This is a genomic window from Lunatimonas sp. (assembly GCF_020832325.1).
In the GTDB taxonomy this organism is placed as follows: Bacteria; Bacteroidota; Bacteroidia; order Cytophagales; family Cyclobacteriaceae; genus Lunatimonas.
The window spans coordinates 52,275-77,826 of sequence record NZ_JAFIEU010000028.1 but is presented as its reverse complement, the minus strand read 5'-3'; the positions used below and the strand labels follow the sequence as shown (position 1 = coordinate 77,826).

Below are 25,552 nucleotides of genomic sequence, written 5' to 3'. Positions count from 1 at the left end.
TTTCCTACCAAGATCGCAGCCTTTTGAATGGAAAACCGTTTACTTCTTACAGAAAAAGCTTTGCGGCAATGCTGTCTGCCAGTAGCTTCCCGGCTTTTGTCAATGTCAAAGAATCCCCTGATTCCGATAGCCAGCCATGCTGCTGTAGCAGATGAATTTCTGCTGACCGTACCGTGCGTAGGTCCAAGCCGTAGGTTTTTTCAAAATAACCTAAGTCCACTCCCCAGATGGTCCTTAATGCGGTAAGTAGGTATTCGTTTGCCCTGTCCTCCTGGTTCAACACATCTATTTCAAATAGTTGGCCCTGAGAGGCCATTCCTTTAAGGTAAAGGGCATTATTGGGGATATTGTGGCCTCGGTTGGTTCCATCAAACGAATGGGCGCTAGGCCCTATTCCCAAATAGGGGACCCCTTTCCAATAGTTTGTGTTGTGGACGGCAAATTGACCTTCTCGGCCGAAATTGGAAATCTCATACTGAATATATCCCTTTGCCTCCATGGCCTCCTGCAACATCTCAAATTGCTCTGCCACAAACTCCTCCTCTGCGGGCAAAAATTTTCCTGCCTTGGTCCAGCGACCCAGCGCAGTATCCGCTTCGACTGTCAGGCTGTAGCTGCTGATATGGCCCGGATCTTTTTGAAGGGCCATCTCCAGGTCCGAAAGCCAGTATTCATGGTCAGGTGCCGGAAAACCATACATCAGATCAATGGAAAGCTTCTGAAAGCCCGCGTCCCTTGCGTAATCCAATACCCGGTGAGATTCTGCAGCCGTATGTGCACGGTTGTAATACCGCAATAGGGGCTCCTGAAAACTCTGAATGCCAATACTCAGTCTATCGACCCCCATGCTCTGGTATGCCAGCAACTTTTCCTTGCTTAGGTCGTCGGGATTTGCTTCCAGTGTCACCTCCTGTAATGCTAGCGGATAATGGCTGGAGATGATATTCAGTAGGGTCTCGATCTCTCCTGGAGGCAGCAGCGAGGGAGTTCCGCCTCCAAAGTATATCGTCTGAATCCTAGTCCCATCAGGAAGGTATTCTCGGCGCTGCTTGAGCTCCTCCCCCATGGCTTGCAACATCCGCTCCCTGTACCCCGTTTGGGTACTAAAGTGAAAATCACAATAATGGCAAGCCTGCTTGCAAAAGGGAATATGAATGTAGATACCGGACATAAGGAAACAGAGATGGTGCCGTTTAGGTAAATACGGCTTGAGGCGGCCAAAATAGAAAGAGTTTGGGGATAAATCGAACTAGTACCAAAGCCGATATAAAAATTTTAGTAATTTCGGGAAAATTATCCCTGGAAATTGATTGTTCAAAGGAGAGATGCCTTCAGCTGGTATCTTTTCAATGGATGCTTCAAAAACAAAAAAACCATGAGAAAGCAAACGCTCTACCCAACTTACGCCTTTTTGATATCTTTCATGCTGATAGGTCTCACCTCCCATGCACAAATGGAAGTGAAAGGTAGTTTGGTGTCTAAGAATGAGGAAGTAAAGAAAGTTGCAGACGGTTTTAAATTTACGGAAGGTCCCGCAGTAGACCGGCCAGGAAATGTATATTTCACAGATCAGCCGAACAACAAAATACACAAGTGGACCTTTACTACCGGAGAGGTCAGCACCTTCATAGAAGATTCCGGTCGCTCAAACGGCCTGTACTTTAACCTGAAGGGGGAGCTTCTGGCCTGTGCCGACATGGGCAACGAGCTGTGGTCTATCGACCGAGAAGGCAATCCGACTGTGTTGGTAGAGGGGTTTAGGGGCAAGAAATTGAATGGTCCCAACGACCTGTGGATCAACCCCCGGGGAGGGATCTACTTCACGGATCCGCTCTACAAGAGGGATTACTGGGAAAGGGACCCTGCCATGCAGCAAGATGGAGAGCACCTGTATTACCTAAGTCAGGACGGCGTGCAGCTTTTTCGTGTGGACGAGAACCTAGTGAAGCCGAACGGTCTGGTGGGAACCCCTGACGGCAAAAAACTATACGTGGCAGACATTGGTGCCAAAAAAACCTACGTCTACGATATCGAAGAGGATGGATACCTCACCAACCGCAAGCTTTTTGTTGAAATGGGATCAGACGGCATGACCATAGACCACCGCGGAAATGTTTACCTCACAGGAGACGGCGTCACCATTTTCAACAACAAAGGCGTTCAGATTGGCCATATCCCGATCGACGCCGGCTGGACATCCAACGTATGTTTTGGAGGAGGTGATCGTAAGACCTTGTTTATCACCGCGATGGATGCGGTGTACACACTAAACATGAAGGTTAGGGGAGTTTGGTAATCGATGGAAAATCGCTGCTCACTTGTGTTATCGCCCTTTTCTGGATTTCGGTAGTCAAGGGGGTAGAAAATGATACCCTTTTCATTCAGGTTCATGGGGAAAAAGAATGGCAGGAAACAGCTTTCTTGTCCGATTCCCTCGCCAAGCACCGGTACATACAGGACCACCTACAGCGTTTGCGCACTGAGGGTTACCTACTGGCCGGGGTGGTTTCTTCCCAATTCGGTTCCCCTCATCGCCAATCTGTAGTTATACAAACTTTTCAACGCTTCGAATGGGTGGAACTGCGTGCCGGTAACCTGCCGGAAAGCCTGCTGCTCCGCTCCGGATACGATCCCTTGGCTTTTGAGCGAAAGCCGTTGAATTACCAAGCTCTGGCCCGTCTGTTTGAAAAAGTTCTGGATCAGTCTCAGCGGACGGGGTATCCCTTTGCTTCCATACGGTTGGACAGCCTTGCACGTAGCGAGCATGGGTTTGCTGCTTCCCTGAACTTCGATCCAGGGCCGTTCATACGTTTTGATACCCTGAACATCACTGGAAACAGCAAGACCAAACCGATTTTTTTAGCCAAAACACTCCGTGTGGTACCCGGTGATCCCTTTTCTCAGCGGCAAGTAGACCGTTCCTTGCAGTCCCTCCGCACCATCCCTTATTTGCAGGTAAGTGGTGAGCCAAGCCTGAGTTTCCAAAACGAAGAAGCGACCCTGTACTTGCCGGTAAACGACCGAAGGATTAATAGCATCGACGGCATTATCGGCGTCCTGCCAAATGAAATCGAAGGAAATAGGCTATTGGTCACTGGACAGTTTGACGTGGTCCTCTACAACGTATCCGGGAGAGGAAGGAACTACCGCATAAACTGGCAACGGCTCAGCCAGTACTCGCAAAACTTGCGGCTGCATGCAGTTGAACCCATGATATTTGGGTCGGATATTGATGTGAGTGCCTCCTTTTTTCTGCTTAAGGAAGACACCACCTTTCTAAATCGGGATGTAAGGTTAGCGTTGGGGTACCGTGTCAATCCGCGCCTGTATCTCAGCGTTTTCAACAGGCGGCAGGCTGGAGATCTGCTGTCGACCTTTCACCTACGGGAAAGCACGGAACTGCCGGCGGCCGCAGACTTTCGCTTCGCCAACTATGGCATGGACCTGGACTTTGTGGATCTGGACGACGCGTTTTTCCCCAAGCGGGGCAGCAAAGCAGACTTGGAGATTGGGATTGGTAATAAACGCTTGCTTCAGAATACCGGTCTGCCCCCGCAGCTTTACCAAAATAATCTCACCCGTACGCTTCAATATTATCTGGAAGCCGGTTACAGTTACTATCACCTGTGGAGTCCCACTCTGGGCACAGTCTTCCACGTTCGGGCGGGCCATATGGAAAACCCCAACCTACTTTTAAACGACCTTTTTCGATTGGGAGGTCTACATACTATCCGAGGATTTAATGAAAACCATTTCTTTGCTTCCCAATATGCTTACCTTACTATTGAACCGCGATTTTATTTTGATACTAGTTCCTATTTCCTGATTTTTGCGGATGCAGGAGCCCTGATGAACCGCGTGAATGTTTCAGAACGAGACCTTCCCTATTCCTTTGGGGGTGGATTTAGGATGCAGACCAAGGGTGGTCTTTTCCATTTTGTGTATGCACTTGGCAAGTCGGCAGACCAACCACTTGGTTTTAACTACTCACGCATCCATTTTGGCTATACCGGAAGATTTTAAATGAACAGAAGAGCAACGTTAGTCCAGGTACTTTTTGCCATTTATATGCTGACCTCTGTTCCGGCACTATCTCAGGTGCTGGAAAATTACGACGGGCGTATTTCTTATCTTCCAGCTACTCAATTTTACCTCCGTTCGGAGGGCGTGCAACTGACGGTAGATCTGACCAGCTTTCCGATGAGTGCACTCTTGGTTCGGCTGCCAGAAGGCTCCAGTTTGTTCATCGATCATATTCTTTGGCTCCAAACGGATGCCGACACGCTGTTGAGGCTTCCCTTGGAGGAACTAAATACGGTTCTGTCATCAGGTAGTAGCTCGGCCGAGCTGACCGTGTATAAAAAAGGGATTAGCCTGAACGAAGTCTCCGTACGGAAAATCGGTCCCCAAACACACAGTGTCCACGAGCAAGCCTCCATTCAGGTTTTTGCCGATAGCTATGCCGCTAGAGACAGAGACGTGTTTTCCGAGTTTTTTTTTACCGCGTTGTGTTTTCTGATGCTATTAGGAGCCCTTTTTCGTGTCATTCACCCGGTGGTGTTCCCTTTATTTCTTAACCCCCGGTACCTAATCTCCTCTGAGGAGTTTACGGAAGGAGGCTCGTTTACCAAATTCTTCACCAATGCGCTTCTATATTACCTGCTTTTGTTGAATATGCTGTTGATGTTAGTGTTCATCACCGTATCAAACTACCTAGCAATAGCGCCGATCGGACTATCTCTTTCCAATGATATCAACCACTATTTTTTCCTTTGGATCGCTGGCACCTTGATCTTGATGGCAGCATCGATCTTAAAGATAATCTGGCTTCGGATTAACGTTTATATCTTTGGTATTGCAAAATTTGAGATTCCGCACTTTCTGTATATACTGCGTGTGCTTTCGTTAAGTATCCTGCTGATTTCCTGTGTGATGATTATCGGCATCGCCAACGAATATCAGGCCATAGAGGATGTTGTAATCTTTTTTTTAAAGGCGTTTATTTGGTTTTATATTTTGGCCCTTTTCTTATTAGGGGTGTTGATGAGTAAAAGATTGTCCTTTAAGAATTATCATTTATTTTCGTACATTTGCACCTCAGAATTAATTCCCTTTTTGGTGATTTCAAGATTGCTCATTGGGTAAACCTCTATTAATAAAGGATAAATTAAGATGACTAAGGCCGTAAAAGACAGACTCCAACGAGTTAGAAGCATTCTAGTTTCACAGCCAAAACCCTCCGATGAACGGTCTCCTTACTTCCAGTTGGCCGAAAAGTATAAAATTAAAATTGACTTTCGTCCGTTTATTCAGGTAGAACCCGTTCCATTGAAGGAGTTTAGAAAGCAAAAGATTGATATCCTTAAGCACACCGCCATCATATTTACCAGCAGGAATGCAATCGATCATTTTTTCAGTCTCTGCCAAGAACAAAAGATTGAAATGCCGGCAGACATGAAGTATTTTTGTATCTCCGAACAAACGGCACATTACCTCCAAAAATACATTGTGATCAGGAAGCGAAAGTTATTTGTGGGGAGCAAAACGGCCTCAGATCTCTTCGACTACTTCAAGAAACACAAAGGAGAAAAATACCTGTTTCCTTGTTCAGATATCCGAAAGGAAGACATTCCCGACTTCCTGACCAAAAACAATATCACCTTTACCGAGGCGATCATTTACCACACCGTAGCTGCAGACCTATCGGATCTTAAGGATATCAAATACGACATTCTGGCGTTCTTTAGTCCCTCGGGTATAAAGTCCCTTTTCCAAAACTTCCCTGACTTTGAACAAAATAACACGCGCATAGCGGCTTTTGGTCCCACGACGGCCCAAGCGGTGAGGGAACAGAACCTTATTTTAGACATCGAGGCACCGCTTCCAAATGCTCCCAGTATGACCGGTGCACTGGAGCTTTACATAAAAAAGGCAAATAAATTGTAACATCTTTTAATCTTTTGTAAGGTAAATTGAGTTAAAATGTGTAGAATAGGTTTTCAAAATCAAAAGGTGATTCGCACATGATCCAAAATGTTTACCTGCATGCACGTGTAAAGTGGATATTGCTGAGTGTCTGTCTGTTGGTACCAATGCTTTCCGAAGCGCAGCAGGACGCTCAGTTTACGCAATATATGTACAACGGGCTATTTTTTAACCCCGCGTTCGCCGGCAAAGAATCCGGACACGCCATCACCGCACTTCACCGCAGTCAGTGGCTTTCATACAGCACAGCCACTGGGGGAGGCGGGGCACCCACTACCCAGCTGATCACGGTATCCAGTTCCTTCGATAAGGCAAATCTCGGTGTAGGATTGACGGTAGTCAATGATAATATCGGAGCCATAAACAACCAAGAGGTAAATGTAGCGCTAGCATATCACTTGCGCATGGGCCGAGGCCGTCTGAGTGTAGGTGCATCTGGAGGGTTTTTTTCCAGTACGATCGATTACGGGAATCTAGAGGGAGTAAACCCTGATCCATTGGTGGGCTCCGGAGGTAGAGAGAATCAAATTAACAACAGTGTTTCGTTAGGCCTCATGTATGACCGGACTAATTTCTATGCCGGAGCCAGCGTCCGTCATTTCAATGAGCCGTCGTTTGACTTTGGGGAAGGCTTTGAAAACCGCCTGGAAAACCATCACTATGTCCTAGTAGGATATAGAATAAACACTTTCGCCCTTTTCAGTGTTGAACCAAGTATATTATTAAAATCCATATCTTTGAATAATTTTTCGTACGATGTTAGCGTTATAGGCACGTACAACAAAAAGCTGAGTGTGGGTTTAGCCTATCGAGGAGAAGAATCTGCTTCAATTCTAATGGGTTACAGTTTGATGAAGGACAATTCGCTGAGGCTGGGATACGCATTTGATCTGGTAGTCGGAGGGCTTGAAGCCAAGTCTCCAACTACGCATGAATTCATGCTGACTTACAACCTTCCCCAGGCCAAGAAGGAGTTGGAACGGGTTATCCAACGGACACCGAGGTTTAGGTTTTAAAATATCGGAACCAAAAAGCACAATAAGCTTGTGTTTTTCTGACATTTTCTACTAAATTTCGATTTCTTTGCTGATGTAAATAGTTGAAATTGAATGTTATTAATTTAATGTCATTTATGTTAAGAAAAATGGACTCGCGTTATTTTGCTCTCGCCGTCGGGCTAGTGGTCGCGACACTCCTCCAGGGCTGTGGGCTTTTTGGCAGCAAAGGAGCAGCCAGTGAGAAGTTAAACCGGAGAGGTGAAGTAACTGGGGTGCCGAAACGATCGGGATGGCAACAAGCCCTGCCGCACCAAATGGTGCCTGTAAAAGCAGGGACGTTTTGGATGGGTCAGGCTGACGAGGATATTTCCCTCAGTATGTCATCTATGAACAAGCAGGTGACCATCTCTGAGTTTTTTATGGACAAGTACGAGGTTTCCAACAATAAATACCGGCAATTTTTGGAAGCGGTAAGAATGGGAGACTTGGCCCTCGGAACACCGACTACCCAGGCAGATCCTCCGCAATTCAATATCGAAGAGCTCATTCCCGATACCACGGTTTGGACGAATAGCTTTACGCACCACTACGGAGATCCCTTGATGCAATATTATTTTGACCACCCTGCGTTTGACGATTATCCAGTAGTAGGAGTCAGCTGGGATCAGGCCAAGAAGTTTTGCGAATGGAAGTCATACCATATGAATGCGAATGACCGTTCTGAATTTGATATGCCACGCTTCAGATTACCCTTCGAAGCAGAATGGGAATACGCAGCGAAAGGCGGAAAAGATATTGCCAAATATCCTTGGGGCGGGCCTTACCTTAAGAACCGCAGAGGATGCCTGATGGCTAATTTCAAGCCAGGGCGAGGAAATTACATAGACGATGGTTTTGCGTATACAGCTCCGGTAGATGCGTTTGCGCCGAACGGATTTGGTCTCTATAATATGGCTGGCAACGTGTCCGAGTGGGTGGAAGATGCCTATAATCCTGCAGCTAGTGCCATGGTATGGGATATGAATCCTACATTTTTTGATGCCAACGAGCCGCGTAAAGTGGTCAGAGGAGGTTCTTGGAAGGATGTGGCCCATTTCTTGGAAACCAGTGCGAGAAGCTACGAGTACCAGGACGTCAAGACGGCACATATAGGATTTAGAACAGCCATGACTTACATCGGGAGATCCGGATCCATGAGTGTGAAAACGAATCGAAGAAGCAGAAGATAACTCATAAAACTATTTAAGTTAAACAACCAAACAATCGCCCTTTTTTACTCAATTATGTCAGTAGCAAACAAAAACTCATTCTCGTATAAATTTTACGGTGTAATAATGCCTAAAATTTATGGCATAGGTGCTTCTATTGTGATCTTGGGAGCCATGTTTAAGATATTAGACTGGCCTTTTGCCTCCCTGATGATCGGGGTGGGCCTTACCACAGAAGCCATTATCTTTTTTTTATCGGCTTTCGAGCCTAAATCGGATGAATTAGACTGGACTCGTGTGTATCCTGAACTTGCAGATGAAGCGAATATCGGGGCCACACCTGTGAAAAAAGTGGTGAAAACAACCGACAACACAAGCCAAAAACTGGATCAAATGCTGGAGAATGCCAAAATAGGACCCGATTTGATCGAAAGTCTCGGCAAAGGCATCCAAAATCTGGCTAGCTCTACAGAGAAGATGAGCAACTTGGCAGATGCATCTGTTGCAACAAATGACTATGCACAAAACGTCCGAAAAGCCAGCCAAACGCTTATCTCGATCAACGACTCCTACGAAAAAACAGCTTCTGCGCTTGCCGAAATGTCTTCCGCTAGTCAAGATGCCAAACAATACAGAGATCAGATTGTCAATGTAACCAAAAACCTAAGCGCGCTGAATAACATTTATGAAATGGAGCTACAGGATTCACAAAACCATGTGAAGGTAATCAATAAGTTCTATTCGAATATCACTGCCGCGATGGAAGGCCTGAATGAAGCGGGTAAAGAAACTCAAACCTTCAAAACCGAATTGGCCAAACTTAATACGAATGTAAACTCACTGAACAAAATCTACGGAGGGATGCTTTCAGCTATGAAGGGTTAATCCCAACGCAGCACGTCAGTTACATTTGGTTTTAAGTATACAAACAATAGAATATTATGGCAGGTGGAAAAGAGACACCAAGACAGCGGATGATAGGTATGATGTACCTCGTCCTAACCGCTCTTTTGGCCTTACAAGTGAGCAATCAGATTTTGCAGAAATTTATTCTTCTGAACGATGGACTGGAAAGGACCACCAATAATTTTAATCAGAAGAATGATTTTGCGATAAACATTATTCGTACTACGGTAGAGCAACAGGGAAATAATGAAAAGGACCTGCCGAAAGTAGATGCCGCGCAGCAGATTCGAACACTCAGCAGAGAGACCGTAGCGTACCTGGAAGAGATCAAAAACAATCTGATCGAACAGTCTAATGCAAAGACAGAAGAAGGTAACTTTAAGACGGCTGCCTTGAAAAATACGGATGTGCCAGGCAACATCTTTAATAATAACCGAGTAGGTTATGAAATGCAAGATCGACTAAACGATTTTCCAGAGGAGGTTAGCAGCATTTTGGCAAGTATAGGAATTGACATGTCGTTTGATAAAATCGCAAACGACGCAAAAGATATCGATCTGTTCAAAAACGATGTAGATGTCAATTACAAAGACTATGTAAACCTAAACTTCGTGAAGTCGCCCGTTGGTGCTGTTATCGCTATCATCAGTCAGCACCAAAACGAAGTGCTGAACATCGAAAGTGAAGCGCTTACGAGGATAACCAACTCATTGGGATCGTTTATCTTCGAAGCAGATAAGTTAATGGCGCGAGTAGCGGCAAACTCCAATATTGTGGCCGCAGGGACACGATTTGAAGCAGACATGTTCGTGGCTTCCTCTTCCTCAGGCGTACAGTTGAGAATGTCGGCAGATGGAAGAGAAATTCCCGTACAGGACGGTTTCGGCAAAATTGAATTCCCGGTAGCACCTGCAAGCAGTTACGACGATCGAGGTTTGGCGTCTAGAACCTTGCGCGGAGAGATTGTGGTACCTATTGGCGGTGTAGATAGCGTATTGACCGTAGACTACCAGTATTTTGTTGCTCAGCCAGTAATTCAAGTATCTTCTGTGGTGGTTAGGCAGTTGTATGCGGAGTGTGCCAACGAGCTGAACATTGACGTTCCTGCATTAGGCAACGCATACGCCCCCGAGTTTTCCGTCAGTGGCGGGCAAGCCATAAAAGGGTCCCGACCGGCGGACGTGACGATCATTCCTGGATCTAGTGGTAAGGTAAATATCACCGTATCAAGCAGCGGAAATCGGATTGGGTCTTTGGAATACGATATCCGCCCTGTGCCATCACCGACGATCCGCTTATTTAACGGTGACAATGCGATTGATCTTCAAAATACCTTTCCTTTTCCAGGTCCTAGACAGTTGAAAGTCCGGGCGATTCCCGAACCGACCTTCGCTCAGACAATGGCGAGAGATGCCAACTTTGAGGTTTCCGCCGGGGAAGTACGTTTGGTTCGAAACGACGTGCCCCGTTCCAGTGTCCGGATTTCTGGCGAAAATGTATCCACCACCAGCTTGCTGGCAGAGGCCCAAGCAGGAGACAAGTTAATCGTGATCGTTAATGAAGTTACTAGGACTAACTTCCAAGGTAATAAAATTAGAAGTCAGCTCAACGAAGTATATACCATTAACATACGATAAGACGGATAGCTTCGTTATCTGACGTAGAACAGTAAAGTACAGCATCATGAACGAACTGAAGGGAAAAATTTCGATAATTGGGTTTAGCCTCCTGTTGCTATTGGTGGGCTTAGAGGCCAAGGCGCAAGTGCCAACCTCCCAAAATCCTTCTATCTGGGGCGACTCGGGCATGAAGATGGACACGACCTTCTCGGTGTTACCTATTCGCGAGGACGATAAAATGTATCAGATCTCTATCTGGAGACGGATCGACCTGAGAGAGAAGTTTAACCTTCCTTTTTATGGAACCGGCGGATTGAAGCTGGGAGGCTTTATGCGAAACGTCCTAAAAGCCGTGGAGGACAATGAGTTGACCCCTTATGCGGACGAGGATTTTACCACTCAACTTTCCATCTCCGACTTCCAGTCCAATTTTTGGATCAATGAGATCGGTGATAGCATTTTCGTGAGAGATCTCTATTACGTTGATTTTAAGGAGGACTTTATTTTTGATAAAAATAGGTCTGAGACGAAGTTTGACGTAAAGTATATTATTCTTACCATGCCTTCTGAAACCAATAGCAATGCCGGCGAGCGCACTATCGGGTATTTCAGATACAAGGATTTCTACGAACATTTCAAAGACCATCCAGAGGCTAAGTGGATCAACTATCAGAATCCTTCGAAGAATATCCCATACAGCCAGGCATTTGACCTACGTCTTTTTAGGTCCGTCGTTCGAAAATACACCAATCCGGACAATGCCCTTATTGCGGACATGGTAGATAATAGCGATCCAAATGCGCGAATGCAGGCATACCTTAAGTCCTTGGAATTTGAATACAAGTTGCTGGATTGGGAAAACGATCTGTGGGAGTGGTAATCTCACTCAATCAGTTAAAAAATAACTATCCGGTTGACCTTTCGAAAGTCAGCCGGATTTTTTTTAGCCCGAACACGTACCAAGAGCTATCAACCGGTGAAGCGAAGGGCTATTCGGGCGCTATCCATTGGTTAATTTGATGCATGACCTTCTCGGCTTTGTCTTTGCCGATGACAGCCTGCATGTCCTCAAGCGTGGCTTCCTTTATTTTTTTAATCGATTTAAAATGTTTCAGTAGCTTTTCAGCGGTTAGCTTGCCTATCCCTTCAATCTCCGTCAGCTGTGTACCAAACGCATGTTTGCTTCGCACGTTTCGGTGAAAAGTAATTGCAAAACGGTGTGCTTCGTCGCGTATACGCTGCAAGAGACGCAGGGATTCGGATTTTTTGTCGATATAGATCGGGTAGGAATCTTCGGGAAAATAGATTTCCTCCAACCGTTTGGCGATGCCAATAATGGGAATCTTGCCGTAGATTCCTTGAGCTTTCAGTGCGGTGACGGCCGAAGAAAGCTGTCCCTTGCCCCCGTCAATTACGATCAACTTCGGAAGTGGTTTACCTTCCTGCTGAAGGCGTTGGTACCTGCGTCCGACTACTTCTTCCATGCTTGCAAAATCATTCGGACCTTCTACCGTCTTGATGTGATAGTGGCGGTATTCCTTGTTGGCAGGCTTTCCATTCAGGAAGCAAACCATGCTGGCGACTGGATGTGTACCCTGAATATTCGAATTGTCAAAGCATTCGATGTGGTCTGGCAAGTCCGAAAGCGAAAGGTCACTCTGTAACTGACGTAAAACGCGGTTTTTCTTGTCTTTGACTTCGCCGGAAAGCAATGCTTTTTCCTTCTTGTAATAAAGGGCATTTTTCAGGGACAATTCTATTAGTTTTCGTTTATCGCCAATTTTGGGTACGGTCACCTGAAAATCTCCATATACCTCTTCCACCGGGATATTTACCAAGATTTCTTTGGCCTCACTCTGAAACTGATCCCGAAGCCTCACTATGGCTGTCAGTAGCAGTTCCGCCGGTTCTTCGTCGAGTCGTTTCCGCAGCTCCACGGTCTTGGACAGGATCAGTGCGCCTTCCTTAATTTTGAGGTAGTTCACAAAGGCTACCTTCTCGTCTAGCACGATGCTGAAAATATCCAAGCTTCCGATGCTCTGACTGAGCACCAACGATTTGGCTTGGTACTTTTCCAGCAATTCCAGTTTTTCCTTGTAGCGTTGCGCTATTTCAAAGGCCAAACTTTGGGCCGCTTCCTGCATCTTTTCCTTAAAGTAGCTCTTGGCTACGCCCAGATTGCCTTTTAGAATGTATTTAGCTTGTTCGATATCCTTTTGGTACTCCTCCTCCGATTGAAAGCGTTCGCAGGGGCCTAGGCAGTTTCCAATATGGTACTCGAGACAAACCTTGTATTTCTCTTCGGCCACCTTGTAGGGTGAGAGGTCCAGCTTGCAGGTTCGGATCGTAAACAGCGATCGAATCAGCTCCAACACGTTATTCATTCCTTTTACACTGGCAAAGGGACCGTAATAAGTGCCTTTAGAGGGAATCACCTTTCGGGTAGGATAGATGCGGGGGAAATTCTCTTTCGTAAGCAGCAGGTAGGGGTAAGTCTTATCGTCCTTTAGGAGGATGTTGTATTTGGGCTGGGATTTCTTAATGAGATTGTTCTCTAGTAAGAGTGCATCAAACTCCGAGTTGACGAGCGTAAACTCTATCCGCTCGATTTCCCGTACCATTCTGCGGGTTTTGCGGTTGATACCTACACTGTTACCGAAATAACTGGCCACGCGCTTTTTTAAGCTCTTGGCCTTCCCCACGTAGATCAGTTCACCGGCAGCATTATAGTAGCGGTATACGCCCGGCTGATCGGGCAATTGTTGGTATTCCTCGGGACGGTATGCAGGTGAGTCCATCATGGATGATTTTATTCAACCCCTGATGCCTAAGCCCATCTGGCCAAGACATTGGTGGTTAAAAATCCGTGGTTTGACTATCAAACTGAAAGTCGTCAAAGTCTGGTCTGTTCAGGTCGTACATAGAACAATCAATCTCCATGCTAAGCGGTCTTTCCGGTTTTGGGAACGGTCCTTTGGTGATCCCCAAGGACGTATCTTCATAGACCTTGGCCATGAAATTCGTCCAAATTGGCCGGGCCGTTCGGGATCCCTGACCGCTTATCCAGCTTCTAAAGTGGATGGCTCGGTCGTCGCCTCCTACCCACACGCCGCTTACCAGGTCTTTGGTCACAGCCATGTACCATCCGTCGGAAGCGTTCTGTGTAGTTCCCGTTTTTCCGCCGATTTCGTTTCCTTGGTCCCGCAATGTCCAAGGCACACCCTGACTGGTGCCCCCCTCTTCCTCGGTTCCTCCACGAAGCATATATAGCATTAGGTACGCGTGCTCCTCACTCATTGCGGGGCGTTTTTTGGGGATAAACTGATGCAATACATTCCCGTTTTTATCCTCAATACGGTCGATATAAATCGGTGTGATGTGTTCTCCCTTGTTCGCAAAAGTCCCAAATGCACCGACCATTTCCAGAATGGATACGTCACTGGTACCCAGGGCCAAGGCCGGTACCTCGTCCAAATCACTTGTGATACCCACTCGGCGGGCCGTCTCCACTACTACACGGGGGCTAAGCTTCTTCATCATGTACGCGGTGACAGAGTTTACCGATTGGGCCATGGCCTTGCGGATGGTCATGCGTTCATAGGTGAATTTACCATCCGCATTGCTTGGTCTCCAGATGGGCTGGCCAGGCGTACTTACCTCCACCGGCTGGTCAATGACGGAGTAGCAAGGTCCATATCCATTTTCGATCGCGGCTGCATACACAAAGGGCTTAAAGGTAGAACCGGGCTGTCGTTTTCCTTGCTTTACGTGGTCGTACTTAAAGTGCTTGTGGTTGATGCCACCCACCCAAGATTTGATGTGTCCGGTATGGGGATCCATGGTGACAAAACCTGTTTGCAGGTATTTCTTGTAATGACGCATGGAATCCATGGTGCTCATCAGGGTATCTATTTCCCCTCTTGACCAAGAGAAAACCCGCATCTTCTTCTTTTCATTCAGCTTGACCTGAATGGAATCTTCGTTGTCACCGTATCGGATTTTGAGTAGCCGGTACGATTCGGTCCTTTTCACGGCATTTTCGATAAAATTTGGAATTGGCCTGCCGCGATTGTCGATCCAAGGTTCTCGATTGCCTACTTCAGCTTCGAATTTCTTCTGCAAATCTGCCATATGCGTAGCTACCGCCTCTTCGGCGTATCGCTGCAGTCTGCTGTCTACAGTGGTAAATATCCTAAGTCCGTCTCCAAAAAGGTCGTAAGAAGATCCGTCCGGTTTTAGGTTTTCCCTCGCCCATCTCAGGAGGTCTGCCTTGACGACTTCTCGGAAGTAGGTAGCCATCCCTTCGTTGTGATTTTCTACTCGGTACTCCAATTCAATCGGAAGCTTAGACAGCGAGTCAAACTCTGTACGGGAGAGATACCCGTATTTTTCCATTTGGGCCAAGACGGTATTTCGTCTGCGAAGGCTGTTTTCTGGGTTAAACACCGGACTATAGTAGGAAGGTGCCTTGAACAACCCGACCAAGGTGGCTGCCTCCTGTACGGCAAGGTCATTCGGTTCCTTGTTGAAGAAGGTTTTGGATGCCGTTTTTATTCCGTAGGCATTGCTACCAAAATCCGATGTGTTCAAATACATCGTAAGTATTTCGTCCTTGGTATAGGATTTTTCGAGTTGGGTGGCCACTAACCATTCCTTGGTTTTAATAATCAGCATATTAAGACCGGGAACACGACTGAGTAAACCCTGCATGTCTTTGGTTCGGGTCTTAAACAGGTTTTTGGCGGTTTGTTGACTTAGGGTACTTCCACCTCCCGCGCCCTTTTGGCGCAAAATCAAACTTTTAAATAAAACCCGAACCATGCCGCGGGAATCAATACCGGAATGCTTGTCGAAACGTACATCTTCTGTGGCAATCAAGGCGTTGATCAGGTTTCGGCTTAGTTCGTTGTAGGTTACCGGGCTTCTGTTTTCGCGGAAGTATTTCCCCAAAAGAACCCCGTCAGCTGAAAAAAGCTCTGAAGCAAGTTCGCTCTCCGGATTTTCTAGCGATTTAAAATCCGGCATACTTCCGAATAGCCCCAAAAAATTGGAGCTCACCGCTAAGACAAATAACACAAATCCGATGATGCTTGCCGCAAAAACCAACCAAAGGTACTTGATGGTTTTTTGGACGTTAAATCCGGTGGTAGTACGCTTTTGCTTTGTCATTTTATTTAGTGTAAGACTTTCGGAAGAAGGTCCTGTATTCCTCTAGGTCTTTGCGTCGATTCAGTTGTTGGAAATTTTCTATAGAAATGACAAAACTACTGATTTTTGCCTCCTCCGGTAGATTTTCCGTGTTAAAAGAATTTAAAAACTGCGTCCGATATGCCTGTGCCTTTTCCGCGTTTGAAAAGGGACTGATGATTACGATGGTGTTTTCCCTATCCAAGGCGATGGTACCTGTGCGCAATCTGTCATTGGGGAAATTCGCTCCGTGGAACTTCTCCAAGTCTGCTGTCAGGTTTTTCGATTCAGCCGCTGCACGTGGCTCCATTGCCAGGATAAAGACATGGGTTTGTGATTCGTTTACGCGGTAAATCTGCTCATCGCCTGCCTCCTCCGTATCTTCATCCGCTTCATTTTCCTCACTTTCGAGCTCCTCTTCCATATCTTGGCTCGCATCGGCGATCGATTCATCTATAGTTTCCCCGCCGCCTATGCCATCTAGCATTTTCCTTGCCAAATTTATCAATGCTGGATCAGCGGCATTTAGCATGTAGTTTTCCAGTTTGACCCTATAATCATCCAAGTTGCCGAGTTTACCGGTGTTCATGATGTCCAACATCAACAATCTATCCGTGTTCTTGGTGAGTGGATAGCTATTCAGGGTGGTTCTAAGAAGTTCTCTCGATGCCTGATATTGGCCTGCTTGGTACAGACGGTAGGCTGCCGCATAGTTTTGAGAAGACTCAAAGTTTGCTTGTGTACCAGAAACCGACTCGGGATTATTTACAGACTTGGTATACTGCGATTCGGGAAATTCCCGGTTCAAAAGTGTCACGTATCGGTCAAAGTCTAGTCCCAGCTCTTTATTTGCCAGATACAACGTGTAATAGGCTTCCGGCTTTTTTACGGTATTTGGGTATTGGCTCACGAGAGTTTCCAAATAGGAAATGGAAAGCTTTGGCTCCTTGAGATCAAAAAACAGCAGTTTGCCTAAATTAAAGTAGGCATCTTCCATCTCATCTACCAGACGGTCTATAGTGGCTTGGTCTTTGGGTATTCGGGAGAGGAGGCTTTCCCTGTCCGGAAGGTTCAGCGCAGCCATGGCAGAGGTCAATTCCTGGTCTCCACTGTCCGACGGATCATCCATATCCTGGACCATATCCGGGTTAGTAGACTCCTGAAAGCCACGGGCACTTCTTCGCCAATTGTCTGTCAATTGCCGATTGCCCCATATGCGGTTAAATTCGATGGCCCCTTGCGACATGGCGGTGGGGTTATCCCAGTAAAAAGAGGTACCCGATCCACCGCCTGCCGAAGCCAATAAGTTGTCAAAGATACTGGAGGGCTTTTTGTTTTTCTGCATTTCCGCTTCCCGGATCAGGCGCTCCTCCTCTTTTTTCAGAAATTCGTCTACATAAGCTTCCTGCTGTTCGGGCGATAGCCGGCTTAGCGAAATCAGGCTGTCATTGGCCTGGATCAACTCGAAATTCAATGCATACTGATCAAAAATCTCTTTTCTGGCAGCGAGGGATTGGTAGTTTCTGTCGCCCTCGCGGAATTGCTTCAATGCACTGTCCAAGTAATATTTGGTGGTCAAGAAATCGTTGAAGTCTTGGAGGTAAATATCAGCGAGCTTTTCGTAGATATAGCCCTTTTGTCGCCGGTTGTCAGTAGGTTCCTTGGCTGCAAGGGTAAGCAGGCGGATGCTTTCCTCTTTTTCATCCTGTTTGTATTCAAACAAGGCCTTTTCATAGAGGATCACATCGCGAAATTCAAGGTTTTTTCGGTCCTTATACAAATCATCGTAATATCCCCTTACGCGCCGGAGGTCCTTACTTTTACTGAGTTCAGCTACCTGCTGTGAATACAGGACGGCAAAGAACGTGCGTTCGTAATTCGGGCTTCCGCTGATTGCTTTTTGGTAATATTCATACGCAAAGGCATCCAATCCGGCTTGCTGATAGAGTTGCCCTAGGATAAAATTCATCCGGGATATCATCTTCTTATCGTCTGCAAATTCCAGTGCGCGAAACAGCGCTGGAGCGACCATATCCGTCTCTCCTTTGGCTTCGTAATAGTAAGCCAGCGTCTGATAAAGCAGAAAGCGGTTTTCATCACTGATACCATCTTCCTTGGACAAAAAATCCATGACATATACCGCATCGTCAAATTTTCGCAGGTCTATGAAAGAGCGTAGCAACCCAACTAGGGACAGGTGCCTTACATCTTTCTGACTACTGTTTACGTTGAGGTATTTGAAGGTATTCTGGGCTTCGTCAAAGTTGCCCTGGTAATAGTCGATCTTGCCCAATAGGTAGTAGGAGGGATCTACCCACTTGCTGATGCGGTGCCAATCTATGGCCTTGGAGGCCAAGTCCCTCGCCTGCATGAGGGCTTCCTTGTTGGATTCGATGACTGCGCTGTCGATGGGATAGAAAACGGGTAATATCTGAGAGTAATCCTCCTCGTACTCGGACTCGATATTTGCTTCCACCTCGCGTATTTTATCTAGCGCCAGAAAATACGCGTTGAATTTGGCCGTTGTGTTATGATACAGCCTGTTCACGAAGGTATTCTTTTGCGATGTGCAAGAGCTGCCTAACAGGATGACGAACAAAAGGACACGATATAGCGTACAACTTCTCAACTTCGGCTGGATTTAAGTGCCTGCAAATTACCTCTTTTAAAATAAATATGTAAAGACTTCTATTAATATCCTATTTTTGCACTTCCAAGATAATTCAAACACGCATACATTGAGCTTAAAACAGAAACTAAACGATTGGATTGAGACCAAATTTCTTTTCGTAATCCGAAGGGAGGAGGATTTCTCGGTGATCACGTCTATCAGTATTACGAAGATACGGATCGCTTTATTGTTGTTTCTGTTGCTTATTACCTCCTTCGGCATATCCCTGGTACTTTCCAAGTCGTTGCTGGCCCGTTGGTTTGATCCTGCTTACATCGAGTCAGAAAATACAGCGCGTATTTACCAGCTTTCTGAGGTGGTGGATTCGTTGATCCTCGAAGTGCAGGCCAAAGACCGCTATGTCAAAAACATCCAGCAAATTATTTCAGGCGGTGAAATTCCGGAGGATACCATCTTGGACCAAGAACCGGCCCAATTGGAGGTAAACCGCAGCGAGATAGACCTGTACAAATACAGCGATGCTACCCTAAGTGTCATCAGTGAATTTGAGTCTATGCCGCTGGATGAAAGCAGTTTTGGCCGAATCAGCAATAGTGCTTTTGCGGATACTTATTTCTTTCCCCCGCTAAAAGGTGTGGTGGTGAGCGGATACACTCCGTCCAATAATCATTTTGGTGTGGATATCGTGGCCGCAGAAAATGAGCCCATCAAAGCCATTGCGGAGGGTACGGTGATTTTTGCGTCCTGGACATTGGAGACAGGCTATGTAGTAGGAATTCAGCATTCGAATGAGCTGATTTCTATTTACAAACATAATTCAGTAATATTGAAGTCTGTTGGTGATGCCGTACGGGGAGGAGAAATCGTGGCTATCATCGGAAATACCGGTGAACTGACCACAGGACAGCATTTGCACTTGGAGCTATGGTACAAAGGCAACCCCCTGAATCCCCAGGAATTCATTACGTTCGACTAATATGGCAAGCAATAAGGAAGATAAGCACAAGACAACTGAAATGGTAAGTTCCAGCAACTTGGTCGCTGCAGGGACGGTCATTGTCGGAAATATCGCCACCCCGGGAAATATTCGTGTCGAGGGTACCGTAGAGGGGTCACTGGAATCCCAGAATAAAATCATTGTAGGGGAGTCGGCTGAGGTTCACGGGAACCTTTCTGCTAAGGAAATTGAAATCTCCGGTCATGTAAAGGGAGAAATCAGGTGCAGTGGGGCACTATTTTTAAAAAAGACCGCAGTCATTCTTGGAGATATCTATACAAAAAAACTCATTATTGAAAACGGAGCGGAATTAAACGGAAAGTGCAACATGGGCGAAAGGTCCGAATAGCACTCCCCCTAAGCATACTCTCTCTTGAAAATCCCCCCCCAAAAGAATACTCCGGACTATATCCGTTTTATCGGATTGGCCTTTCAAATGATGGCTCTTATCGGGCTTGGAGGCTACTTGGGTCATCGACTGGATGCCCAAACGTCATACAGCTTTCCGGTTTGGTTACTCACAGGGTCATTCTTAGGTACCCTGATAGCCTTTTACCAACTGTTCAAAAGCCTTCCTCCCAACCGCGACTGAAACCATGTACCGCTATGCATAGCTACAAAACACTGCTTATCCAACTGGTCGTAGTAACCCTGTTAGTATCTCTTGCTATTGTTGCTTTGCAATGGTTGGCACCCGGTCCTTGGATTCACCGTCAGATCTGGGCGATCACGTTTTTCTTTGCCATACTGACGGCGATAACTGGCATGTTTTCAATACATTTACTAAAAAACGACAAATTAAATTCTGTGTCTATAATCTTAGGTAGCACGGTTTTCAGATTAATAGTCAGTCTGCTGTTTGTTTTTGTGCTTTTATGGGGAGAAGATGAAAATTTACTTTGGTTTGTCGTTAATTTCTTTATCATTTATTTGTTGTACTTATTGTTTGATATATACAGCTTAATAACTAATTTGCGCCTTCATTTGAAATAGGCAAAACAAAAGAAGTTGATGGTCCGCAAATTTGTATGCTTAACTGCCTTATTGTCAGTATTTTTTCTGACTTTTTCGGCACAGGCAATAGCTGCTTCCGGTGAAGATGAAGACAAGACAAGTTTCATCATGCACCATATCAAGGATTCCCATGAATGGCACTTCGCTACCATAGGACATACCCACATCACACTACCGCTTCCCGTCATCATTTACTCCTCCGACCGCGGCTTTGAGTTCTATTCTTCCTCCGCCTTTTTGGATCCGGAAACCCATCATTTTGGGAAAGAACATAACGGATATTTCATAGACGAACACGACAAGTTAAAGGCAGTGGATGAAAGCAGGTCGTTTATCGACCTTTCCATTACCAAAAACGTAGCTATGCTCTTTTTGGTTTTGGCAGTATCCCTTTATTTGCTCTTATCTGCCTCCAAACATTATAAAAATAACCCCAACAAGGCTCCCAAAGGAATCGCTTCCTTCGTCGAACCGATTGTGATCTTCGTAAGAGACGAGATCGCCATTCCCAATATCGGACCTAAATACAAGAAGTTCACGCCATACCTCTTGACGCTATTCTTCTTTATATGGATAGGCAACTTGCTGGGACTGATGCCCGGTGCGGCTAACCTAACCGGAAACATCGCTGTGACGGTCACCTTGGCGATTATCACGTTCTTGGTAACCAACCTGAACGGAAACAAGGCCTATTGGAAGCACGTGGTAGCTACCCCGGGCGTACCTTTGCCGCTGTTGTTAATTATCGTGCCGGTGGAGATCATCGGATTGTTTACCAAGCCGTTTGCACTAACTGTCCGTCTCTTCGTGGCCATCACTGCGGGGCACATCGTTATACTGAGCTTTATCGGGTTGATATTCGTGTTTGAGTCCTATGCAGTTGGGGTGGCAAGTACGCTTATGGTGGTATTTATCAATATCATTGAGTTATTGGTGGCCACTATACAGGCGTATGTGTTTACCTTGTTCTCTGCCATGTACATCGGTGCCGCTGTAGCGGAACATGCGCATGACGATCATCATTGATTTGGAATTTCTTTGTTCAATTATTCATAAATAAATCACACGTATGTTAACTTCATTATTATTGACTGCCGGTTTTGCACTTATGGGTGCGGGTATTGGTGCCGGAATTGTAGCGATTGGCGCAGGTCTTGGTATCGGTCGTATCGGTGGACAAGCCATGGAAGGAATTGCACGTCAGCCAGAGGCTGCTGGAAAAATCCAGACTGCCATGCTGATCATCGCAGCTCTTATTGAAGTGGTTTCCCTGTTTGCAGTGGTAGTATGTCTACTGATTGCATTGAACGGTAACCTTACTTTCTAAAAAATCGGGGGATTGGCGATAGGCCAGTCCCTCTTTTCACATTGAACAAACAAGAAGAAATATAGCGTTATGGATCTGATTAGTCCTGATTTAGGTTTGATTATCTGGCAAACGATTGGTTTTGCCATCCTATTCATCATCCTGGCTAAATATGCCTGGAAGCCGATTCTTTCTGCTTTGGAAGAACGAGAGGGTACCATTGAAACGGCCCTCTTGTCAGCCGAACAAGCCAGAAAAGAGATGGCTAACTTGGTGGCAGAAAACGAGAAAATCCTTCAGGAGGCCAGAATTGAACGGGACGAGATTCTAAAGTCTGCCAATGAATACGCTGCCAAACTCATGGAAGAAGCCACCGTGGCTGCATCCAAGGTAGAGGCTAAAATGGTAGCCGAAGCCAAAGCGCAAATTCAGACAGAAAAGGAAGCAGCTCTCACGGATGTTAAAATCCAGGTAGCCGAGCTTTCCCTGCTGATAGCCGAGAAGTTGATGCGCCAAAAATTGTCTGCAGAACCTGAGCAAAAGAAATTGGTAGAAGAATTCGTAAAGGAAATTAAACTCAACTAACGCATGTCCGAATTTAGAGTCGCCTCCCGATATGCGAAATCGTTGCTGGAACTGGCTGTCGAAAAAGGCATTTTAGACCAGGTACACCAAGATATGAACCAACTCCTGGAGCTAGAAGCAGCTCACCCGGAGTTGGCTGCGATGCTGAAAAGCCCCATTGTGAGCTCGGAAAAGAAGCTGACCGTGTTGGAGGCTATTTTCAAAAGCAGTGCGTCTGAATTGACCCTAACTTTTGTGAAATTGGTATCCCAAAAGGGAAGAGAATCCTTTCTGCCAGCAATGGCCCGTGAATTTCACCGACAGTACAATATCCAAATGGGTATCCAATTGGCAGAGGTAACCACTACTTTTCCCATCGACGCAGCGCTTCGGAAGCAGTTTGTGGATATCGTGAAAGACATCTCTGGCAAGGAAAGCGTAGAGCTGATCGAAAAGGTAAATGCCAAGTTGATCGGTGGATTCGTGCTGAAGGTGGATGACCGCCAATACGATGAGTCTATCCACAGCAAGCTTCGCAAGCTGAGACTGGACTTCACCCAGAACCTTTACGAGAAGAAATTTTAATTGATACTAGTATACCCTATAATTCGATATAAGAATGGCAAATGTAAGACCTGATGAAGTTTCGGCTATCCTGAAAGAGCAGCTTTCCGGAGCCAGGACTCAAGCGGAACTGGAAGAAGTGGGTACCGTCCTTCAAGTAGGTGATGGTGTTGCCCGTATCTATGGACTTTCCAAAGCCCAAGCCGGTGAATTGATTGAGTTCGAAAGCGGCATGAAGGCCATGGTGTTGAACCTGGAAGAAGACAATGTCGGTGCGGTATTGTTTGGTGATTCCAAGGTAGTAAAAGAAGGAGATACCGTAAAGAGAACCCGTCAGATTGCCTCCATTAAAGTGGGCGAAGGCATGTTGGGTCGCGTTGTGGATACCTTGGGTATGCCCATAGACGGAAAAGGACCCCTTGCCGGTGAACTTTACGAGATGCCTTTGGAACGCAAAGCCCCGGGCGTTATCTACCGACAGCCGGTAAACGAGCCGCTTCAGACAGGTATCAAGTCCATTGATGCCATGATTCCGATCGGTAGAGGACAGCGGGAGCTGATCATCGGTGACCGTCAGACCGGTAAAACCGCCGTAGCGATCGATACCATTCTAAACCAAAAAGAATTTTACGACAGGGGAGAGCCTGTATTCTGTATCTACGTAGCCGTTGGACAGAAGGCCTCCACCGTCGCCAACGTTGTGGCTGCCTTGGAAAAAGGCGGAGCACTTCCGTATACCGTTATCGTAAGTGCTGCTGCCGCTGATCCGGCTCCTATGCAGTTCTTTGCACCATTTACCGGTGCTGCCATCGGCGAATTCTTCCGCGATACCGGAAGACCTGCCTTGGTGGTATACGATGATCTTTCGAAGCAAGCAGTAGCTTACCGTGAGGTTTCTCTGCTGTTGAGAAGACCTCCGGGACGTGAAGCGTATCCCGGTGACGTTTTCTATCTGCACTCCAGATTATTGGAGCGTGCCGCAAAGATCAACGCATCGGATGAAATCGCCAGCCAAATGAACGACCTTCCTGAGTCGATTCGACCGTTGGTGAAAGGTGGCGGTTCCTTGACCGCTCTGCCGATCATTGAAACCCAAGCAGGTGACGTCTCTGCGTATATCCCCACCAACGTGATTTCCATTACGGACGGACAGATATTCTTGGAAACCAACCTGTTTAACTCCGGTATTCGACCAGCGATCAACGTGGGTATTTCCGTATCCCGTGTAGGGGGTAATGCTCAGATCAAGGCAATGAAGAAAGTAGCCGGTACCCTAAAGCTGGATCAGGCGCAGTTCCGTGAACTGGAAGCCTTCTCCAAGTTCGGTTCCGACCTAGATCCTACTACCAAGCGAACCATTGAAAGAGGTAGAAGAAACCAAGAAATCCTAAAGCAGAAGCAGTACTCACCGGTACGGGTAGAGCTTCAGGTGGCAATCATCTACCTATCTACTAAGGGCTTCTTGGACAAGATTCCGGTAGAAAAAGTGAAAGCTTTTGAAAGCGATTTCTATAACTTGGTAAACGCACAGTATGCAGATGCGCTTGCCGCTATCCGTAAAGGAGACTTGGATACTGCCGGCGAGTTGCTAAAGAAAGCTACGGCCGAGTTGGCACCCAAATACGCGTCAGCTTAATCCCTAATGGGAATAAACGTACATCAAGGGCACAGTAAACGATCATGGCGAACCTTAAGGAAGTAAAAGAAAGAATCAATTCGGTCAGCTCGACCCAGCAGATTACCAAAGCGATGAAGATGGTGGCTGCGGCGAAGCTGCGTAGGGCACAGGACAAAATTGTCCAGATGAGGCCTTATTCGCAGAAGCTGACTGCTATACTTAACAATATTTCCTCAGGATCTGAGGGCAGCACGGATATCGTATACGCACAACAGCGAACAGTGGAGAAGGTACTTTTTGTACCCATTACCTCCGACAAAGGACTTTGCGGTGCATTCAATTCCAATGTGATCAAAGCAGCTTCTCTCGAACTGGAAACGACCTACGCAGGTAAGCAGATCACGGTGATGCCTATTGGCAAGAAGGCCTTCGACCATTTCAAGAAACGTTCCTACCCGATTATAGATGATTATGCGCTGCTTTTTGCAGATGTTTCGTTTGATCGGGTAAAGGTGGCAGCAGAACATGTGATGAACGCCTTTGAACTGGGATTGTTTGATAAGGTGGTCCTTGTATACAACGAGTTTAAGAATGTGGCTACCCAAGTGGTGAAAGCCGAGCAGTTTCTACCCATCGAGCAGAACGAAGTGGTAGATGCCGCTGCTAGCCAGCAGGACTACATCGTAGAGCCTTCCCGCGATTATATCATCGAGGAATTGGTGCCTAACTCGCTGAAAATTCAGTTTTACAAAGCCATTCTGGACAGCAATGCCTCCGAGCATGGTGCACGGATGACGGCAATGGATAAGGCAACTGAAAATGCCAACGACTTGCTCAAGCAATTGAAACTGGTCTACAACCGTACCCGCCAAGCAGCCATCACCAACGAGATCCTGGAGATTGTGGCGGGTGCCGAGGCGCTGGAAAGCAGTGATTAATAACCGTTGTTAAAAG

The 25,552-nt window shown here is 46.4% G+C and carries 23 protein-coding genes; 19 read left to right on the top strand and 4 right to left on the bottom strand.

Features of this window, described 5'->3' with window-relative positions:
- Positions 1-46: 46 nt before the first annotated feature.
- A complete protein-coding gene (gene hemW, locus JJU34_RS10750) occupies positions 47-1,171 on the bottom strand; it encodes a radical SAM family heme chaperone HemW (RefSeq protein WP_228692359.1) in 1,125 nt (374 codons plus the stop codon).
- 252 nt (positions 1,172-1,423) lie between these two features.
- Here hemW and JJU34_RS10745 point away from each other — a divergent pair, with 252 nt between their 5' ends.
- From JJU34_RS10745 to gldN, 9 genes are all read left to right on the top strand, one after another.
- A complete protein-coding gene (locus JJU34_RS10745; protein ID WP_228692382.1) occupies positions 1,424-2,296 on the top strand; it encodes an SMP-30/gluconolactonase/LRE family protein in 873 nt (290 codons plus the stop codon).
- Positions 2,290-4,023 (top strand): BamA/TamA family outer membrane protein, encoded by a 1,734-nt coding sequence (locus tag JJU34_RS10740; protein WP_228692358.1) that lies wholly within the window; start codon positions 2,290-2,292, stop codon positions 4,021-4,023. The genes JJU34_RS10745 and JJU34_RS10740 overlap by 7 nt, the downstream gene beginning before the upstream one ends.
- Entirely contained in the window at positions 4,024-5,145 is a 1,122-nt protein-coding gene (locus tag JJU34_RS10735; protein WP_228692357.1) for a DUF4271 domain-containing protein, read from the top strand.
- Positions 5,146-5,172: 27 nt separating this feature from the next.
- The gene (locus JJU34_RS10730; RefSeq protein WP_228692356.1) at positions 5,173-5,946 is read left to right on the top strand and encodes a uroporphyrinogen-III synthase; all 774 of its coding nucleotides are present in this window, start codon (positions 5,173-5,175) and stop codon (positions 5,944-5,946) included.
- 77 nt (positions 5,947-6,023) lie between these two features.
- The gene (locus JJU34_RS10725; RefSeq protein WP_228692355.1) at positions 6,024-7,001 is read left to right on the top strand and encodes a type IX secretion system membrane protein PorP/SprF; all 978 of its coding nucleotides are present in this window, start codon (positions 6,024-6,026) and stop codon (positions 6,999-7,001) included.
- A 116-nt stretch (positions 7,002-7,117) separates the two neighbouring features.
- Entirely contained in the window at positions 7,118-8,212 is a 1,095-nt protein-coding gene (gene gldK / locus JJU34_RS10720; protein ID WP_228692354.1) for a gliding motility lipoprotein GldK, read from the top strand.
- A gap of 105 nt (positions 8,213-8,317) precedes the next feature.
- The gene (gldL, locus tag JJU34_RS10715; RefSeq protein WP_301005360.1) at positions 8,318-9,076 is read left to right on the top strand and encodes a gliding motility protein GldL; all 759 of its coding nucleotides are present in this window, start codon (positions 8,318-8,320) and stop codon (positions 9,074-9,076) included.
- A 56-nt stretch (positions 9,077-9,132) separates the two neighbouring features.
- Positions 9,133-10,734, top strand: coding sequence for a gliding motility protein GldM (gldM, locus tag JJU34_RS10710; protein ID WP_228692352.1), 1,602 nt, complete (start codon positions 9,133-9,135; stop codon positions 10,732-10,734).
- Positions 10,735-10,780: 46 nt separating this feature from the next.
- Positions 10,781-11,596, top strand: coding sequence for a gliding motility protein GldN (gene gldN / locus JJU34_RS10705; RefSeq protein ID WP_228692351.1), 816 nt, complete (start codon positions 10,781-10,783; stop codon positions 11,594-11,596).
- Between the two features lie 109 nt (positions 11,597-11,705).
- On the opposite strand, the gene uvrC is transcribed toward gldN, so the two are convergent.
- The 3 genes from uvrC to JJU34_RS10690 are packed head-to-tail and all read right to left on the bottom strand — an operon-like array spanning position 11,706 to position 18,451.
- A complete protein-coding gene (uvrC, locus tag JJU34_RS10700) occupies positions 11,706-13,514 on the bottom strand; it encodes an excinuclease ABC subunit UvrC (RefSeq protein ID WP_228692381.1) in 1,809 nt (602 codons plus the stop codon).
- A 58-nt stretch (positions 13,515-13,572) separates the two neighbouring features.
- Positions 13,573-15,885, bottom strand: coding sequence for a transglycosylase domain-containing protein (locus tag JJU34_RS10695; protein ID WP_228692350.1), 2,313 nt, complete (start codon positions 15,883-15,885; stop codon positions 13,573-13,575).
- A 1-nt stretch (position 15,886) separates the two neighbouring features.
- Positions 15,887-18,451: a tetratricopeptide repeat protein gene (locus JJU34_RS10690; protein ID WP_228692349.1), complete on the bottom strand. Its 2,565-nt coding sequence runs from the start codon at positions 18,449-18,451 to the stop codon at positions 15,887-15,889.
- A gap of 190 nt (positions 18,452-18,641) precedes the next feature.
- On the opposite strand from JJU34_RS10690, the gene JJU34_RS10685 reads away from it, so the two are divergent.
- From JJU34_RS10685 to atpG, 10 genes are all read left to right on the top strand, one after another.
- Complete coding sequence (locus tag JJU34_RS10685; RefSeq protein ID WP_228692348.1) at positions 18,642-19,511, top strand: M23 family metallopeptidase; 870 nt, start codon at positions 18,642-18,644, stop codon at positions 19,509-19,511.
- Position 19,512: 1 nt separating this feature from the next.
- Positions 19,513-19,881, top strand: a complete 369-nt coding sequence (locus tag JJU34_RS10680) for a polymer-forming cytoskeletal protein (RefSeq protein WP_228692347.1) — start codon at positions 19,513-19,515, stop codon at positions 19,879-19,881.
- A 24-nt stretch (positions 19,882-19,905) separates the two neighbouring features.
- The gene (locus tag JJU34_RS10675) at positions 19,906-20,124 is read left to right on the top strand and encodes an AtpZ/AtpI family protein (protein ID WP_228692346.1); all 219 of its coding nucleotides are present in this window, start codon (positions 19,906-19,908) and stop codon (positions 20,122-20,124) included.
- Positions 20,125-20,138: 14 nt separating this feature from the next.
- Positions 20,139-20,525 (top strand): hypothetical protein, encoded by a 387-nt coding sequence (locus tag JJU34_RS10670; protein ID WP_228692345.1) that lies wholly within the window; start codon positions 20,139-20,141, stop codon positions 20,523-20,525.
- A gap of 18 nt (positions 20,526-20,543) precedes the next feature.
- Positions 20,544-21,572 (top strand): F0F1 ATP synthase subunit A, encoded by a 1,029-nt coding sequence (gene atpB / locus JJU34_RS10665; RefSeq protein WP_228692344.1) that lies wholly within the window; start codon positions 20,544-20,546, stop codon positions 21,570-21,572.
- A 43-nt stretch (positions 21,573-21,615) separates the two neighbouring features.
- Complete coding sequence (gene atpE, locus JJU34_RS10660; RefSeq protein WP_010854327.1) at positions 21,616-21,873, top strand: ATP synthase F0 subunit C; 258 nt, start codon at positions 21,616-21,618, stop codon at positions 21,871-21,873.
- Positions 21,874-21,942: 69 nt separating this feature from the next.
- Entirely contained in the window at positions 21,943-22,437 is a 495-nt protein-coding gene (atpF, locus tag JJU34_RS10655; RefSeq protein WP_228692343.1) for a F0F1 ATP synthase subunit B, read from the top strand.
- 3 nt (positions 22,438-22,440) lie between these two features.
- Positions 22,441-23,001 carry an ATP synthase F1 subunit delta gene (gene atpH / locus JJU34_RS10650; RefSeq protein ID WP_228692342.1) on the top strand — a complete coding sequence of 187 codons (561 nt, stop codon included), beginning with the start codon at positions 22,441-22,443 and terminating at the stop codon, positions 22,999-23,001.
- A 34-nt stretch (positions 23,002-23,035) separates the two neighbouring features.
- On the top strand, positions 23,036-24,616 hold the full coding sequence (atpA, locus tag JJU34_RS10645; RefSeq protein ID WP_228692341.1) for a F0F1 ATP synthase subunit alpha: 1,581 nt from the start codon (positions 23,036-23,038) through the stop codon (positions 24,614-24,616).
- Between the two features lie 44 nt (positions 24,617-24,660).
- Complete coding sequence (gene atpG, locus JJU34_RS10640; RefSeq protein ID WP_228692340.1) at positions 24,661-25,536, top strand: ATP synthase F1 subunit gamma; 876 nt, start codon at positions 24,661-24,663, stop codon at positions 25,534-25,536.
- Positions 25,537-25,552: the final 16 nt, after the last annotated feature.

Bases quoted from the DNA above. Each gene is read 5' to 3' on its own strand.
- hemW (WP_228692359.1), bottom strand. From the start codon at position 1,171: ATGTCCGGTATCTACATTCATATTCCCTTTTGCAAGCAGGCTTGCCAT.
- atpF (WP_228692343.1), top strand. From the start codon at position 21,943: ATGGATCTGATTAGTCCTGATTTAGGTTTGATTATCTGGCAAACGATT.
- JJU34_RS10695 (WP_228692350.1), bottom strand. From the start codon at position 15,885: ATGACAAAGCAAAAGCGTACTACCACCGGATTTAACGTCCAAAAAACC.
- JJU34_RS10725 (WP_228692355.1), top strand. From the start codon at position 6,024: ATGATCCAAAATGTTTACCTGCATGCACGTGTAAAGTGGATATTGCTG.
- atpA (WP_228692341.1), top strand. From the start codon at position 23,036: ATGGCAAATGTAAGACCTGATGAAGTTTCGGCTATCCTGAAAGAGCAG.
- JJU34_RS10735 (WP_228692357.1), top strand. From the start codon at position 4,024: ATGAACAGAAGAGCAACGTTAGTCCAGGTACTTTTTGCCATTTATATG.
- gldL (WP_301005360.1), top strand. From the start codon at position 8,318: ATGCCTAAAATTTATGGCATAGGTGCTTCTATTGTGATCTTGGGAGCC.
- atpE (WP_010854327.1), top strand. From the start codon at position 21,616: ATGTTAACTTCATTATTATTGACTGCCGGTTTTGCACTTATGGGTGCG.
- gldM (WP_228692352.1), top strand. From the start codon at position 9,133: ATGGCAGGTGGAAAAGAGACACCAAGACAGCGGATGATAGGTATGATG.
- JJU34_RS10745 (WP_228692382.1), top strand. From the start codon at position 1,424: ATGCTGATAGGTCTCACCTCCCATGCACAAATGGAAGTGAAAGGTAGT.
- JJU34_RS10670 (WP_228692345.1), top strand. From the start codon at position 20,139: ATGCATAGCTACAAAACACTGCTTATCCAACTGGTCGTAGTAACCCTG.
- atpH (WP_228692342.1), top strand. From the start codon at position 22,441: ATGTCCGAATTTAGAGTCGCCTCCCGATATGCGAAATCGTTGCTGGAA.
- atpG (WP_228692340.1), top strand. From the start codon at position 24,661: ATGGCGAACCTTAAGGAAGTAAAAGAAAGAATCAATTCGGTCAGCTCG.
- JJU34_RS10730 (WP_228692356.1), top strand. From the start codon at position 5,173: ATGACTAAGGCCGTAAAAGACAGACTCCAACGAGTTAGAAGCATTCTA.
- gldN (WP_228692351.1), top strand. From the start codon at position 10,781: ATGAACGAACTGAAGGGAAAAATTTCGATAATTGGGTTTAGCCTCCTG.
- JJU34_RS10680 (WP_228692347.1), top strand. From the start codon at position 19,513: ATGGCAAGCAATAAGGAAGATAAGCACAAGACAACTGAAATGGTAAGT.
- atpB (WP_228692344.1), top strand. From the start codon at position 20,544: ATGGTCCGCAAATTTGTATGCTTAACTGCCTTATTGTCAGTATTTTTT.
- uvrC (WP_228692381.1), bottom strand. From the start codon at position 13,514: ATGGACTCACCTGCATACCGTCCCGAGGAATACCAACAATTGCCCGAT.
- gldK (WP_228692354.1), top strand. From the start codon at position 7,118: ATGTTAAGAAAAATGGACTCGCGTTATTTTGCTCTCGCCGTCGGGCTA.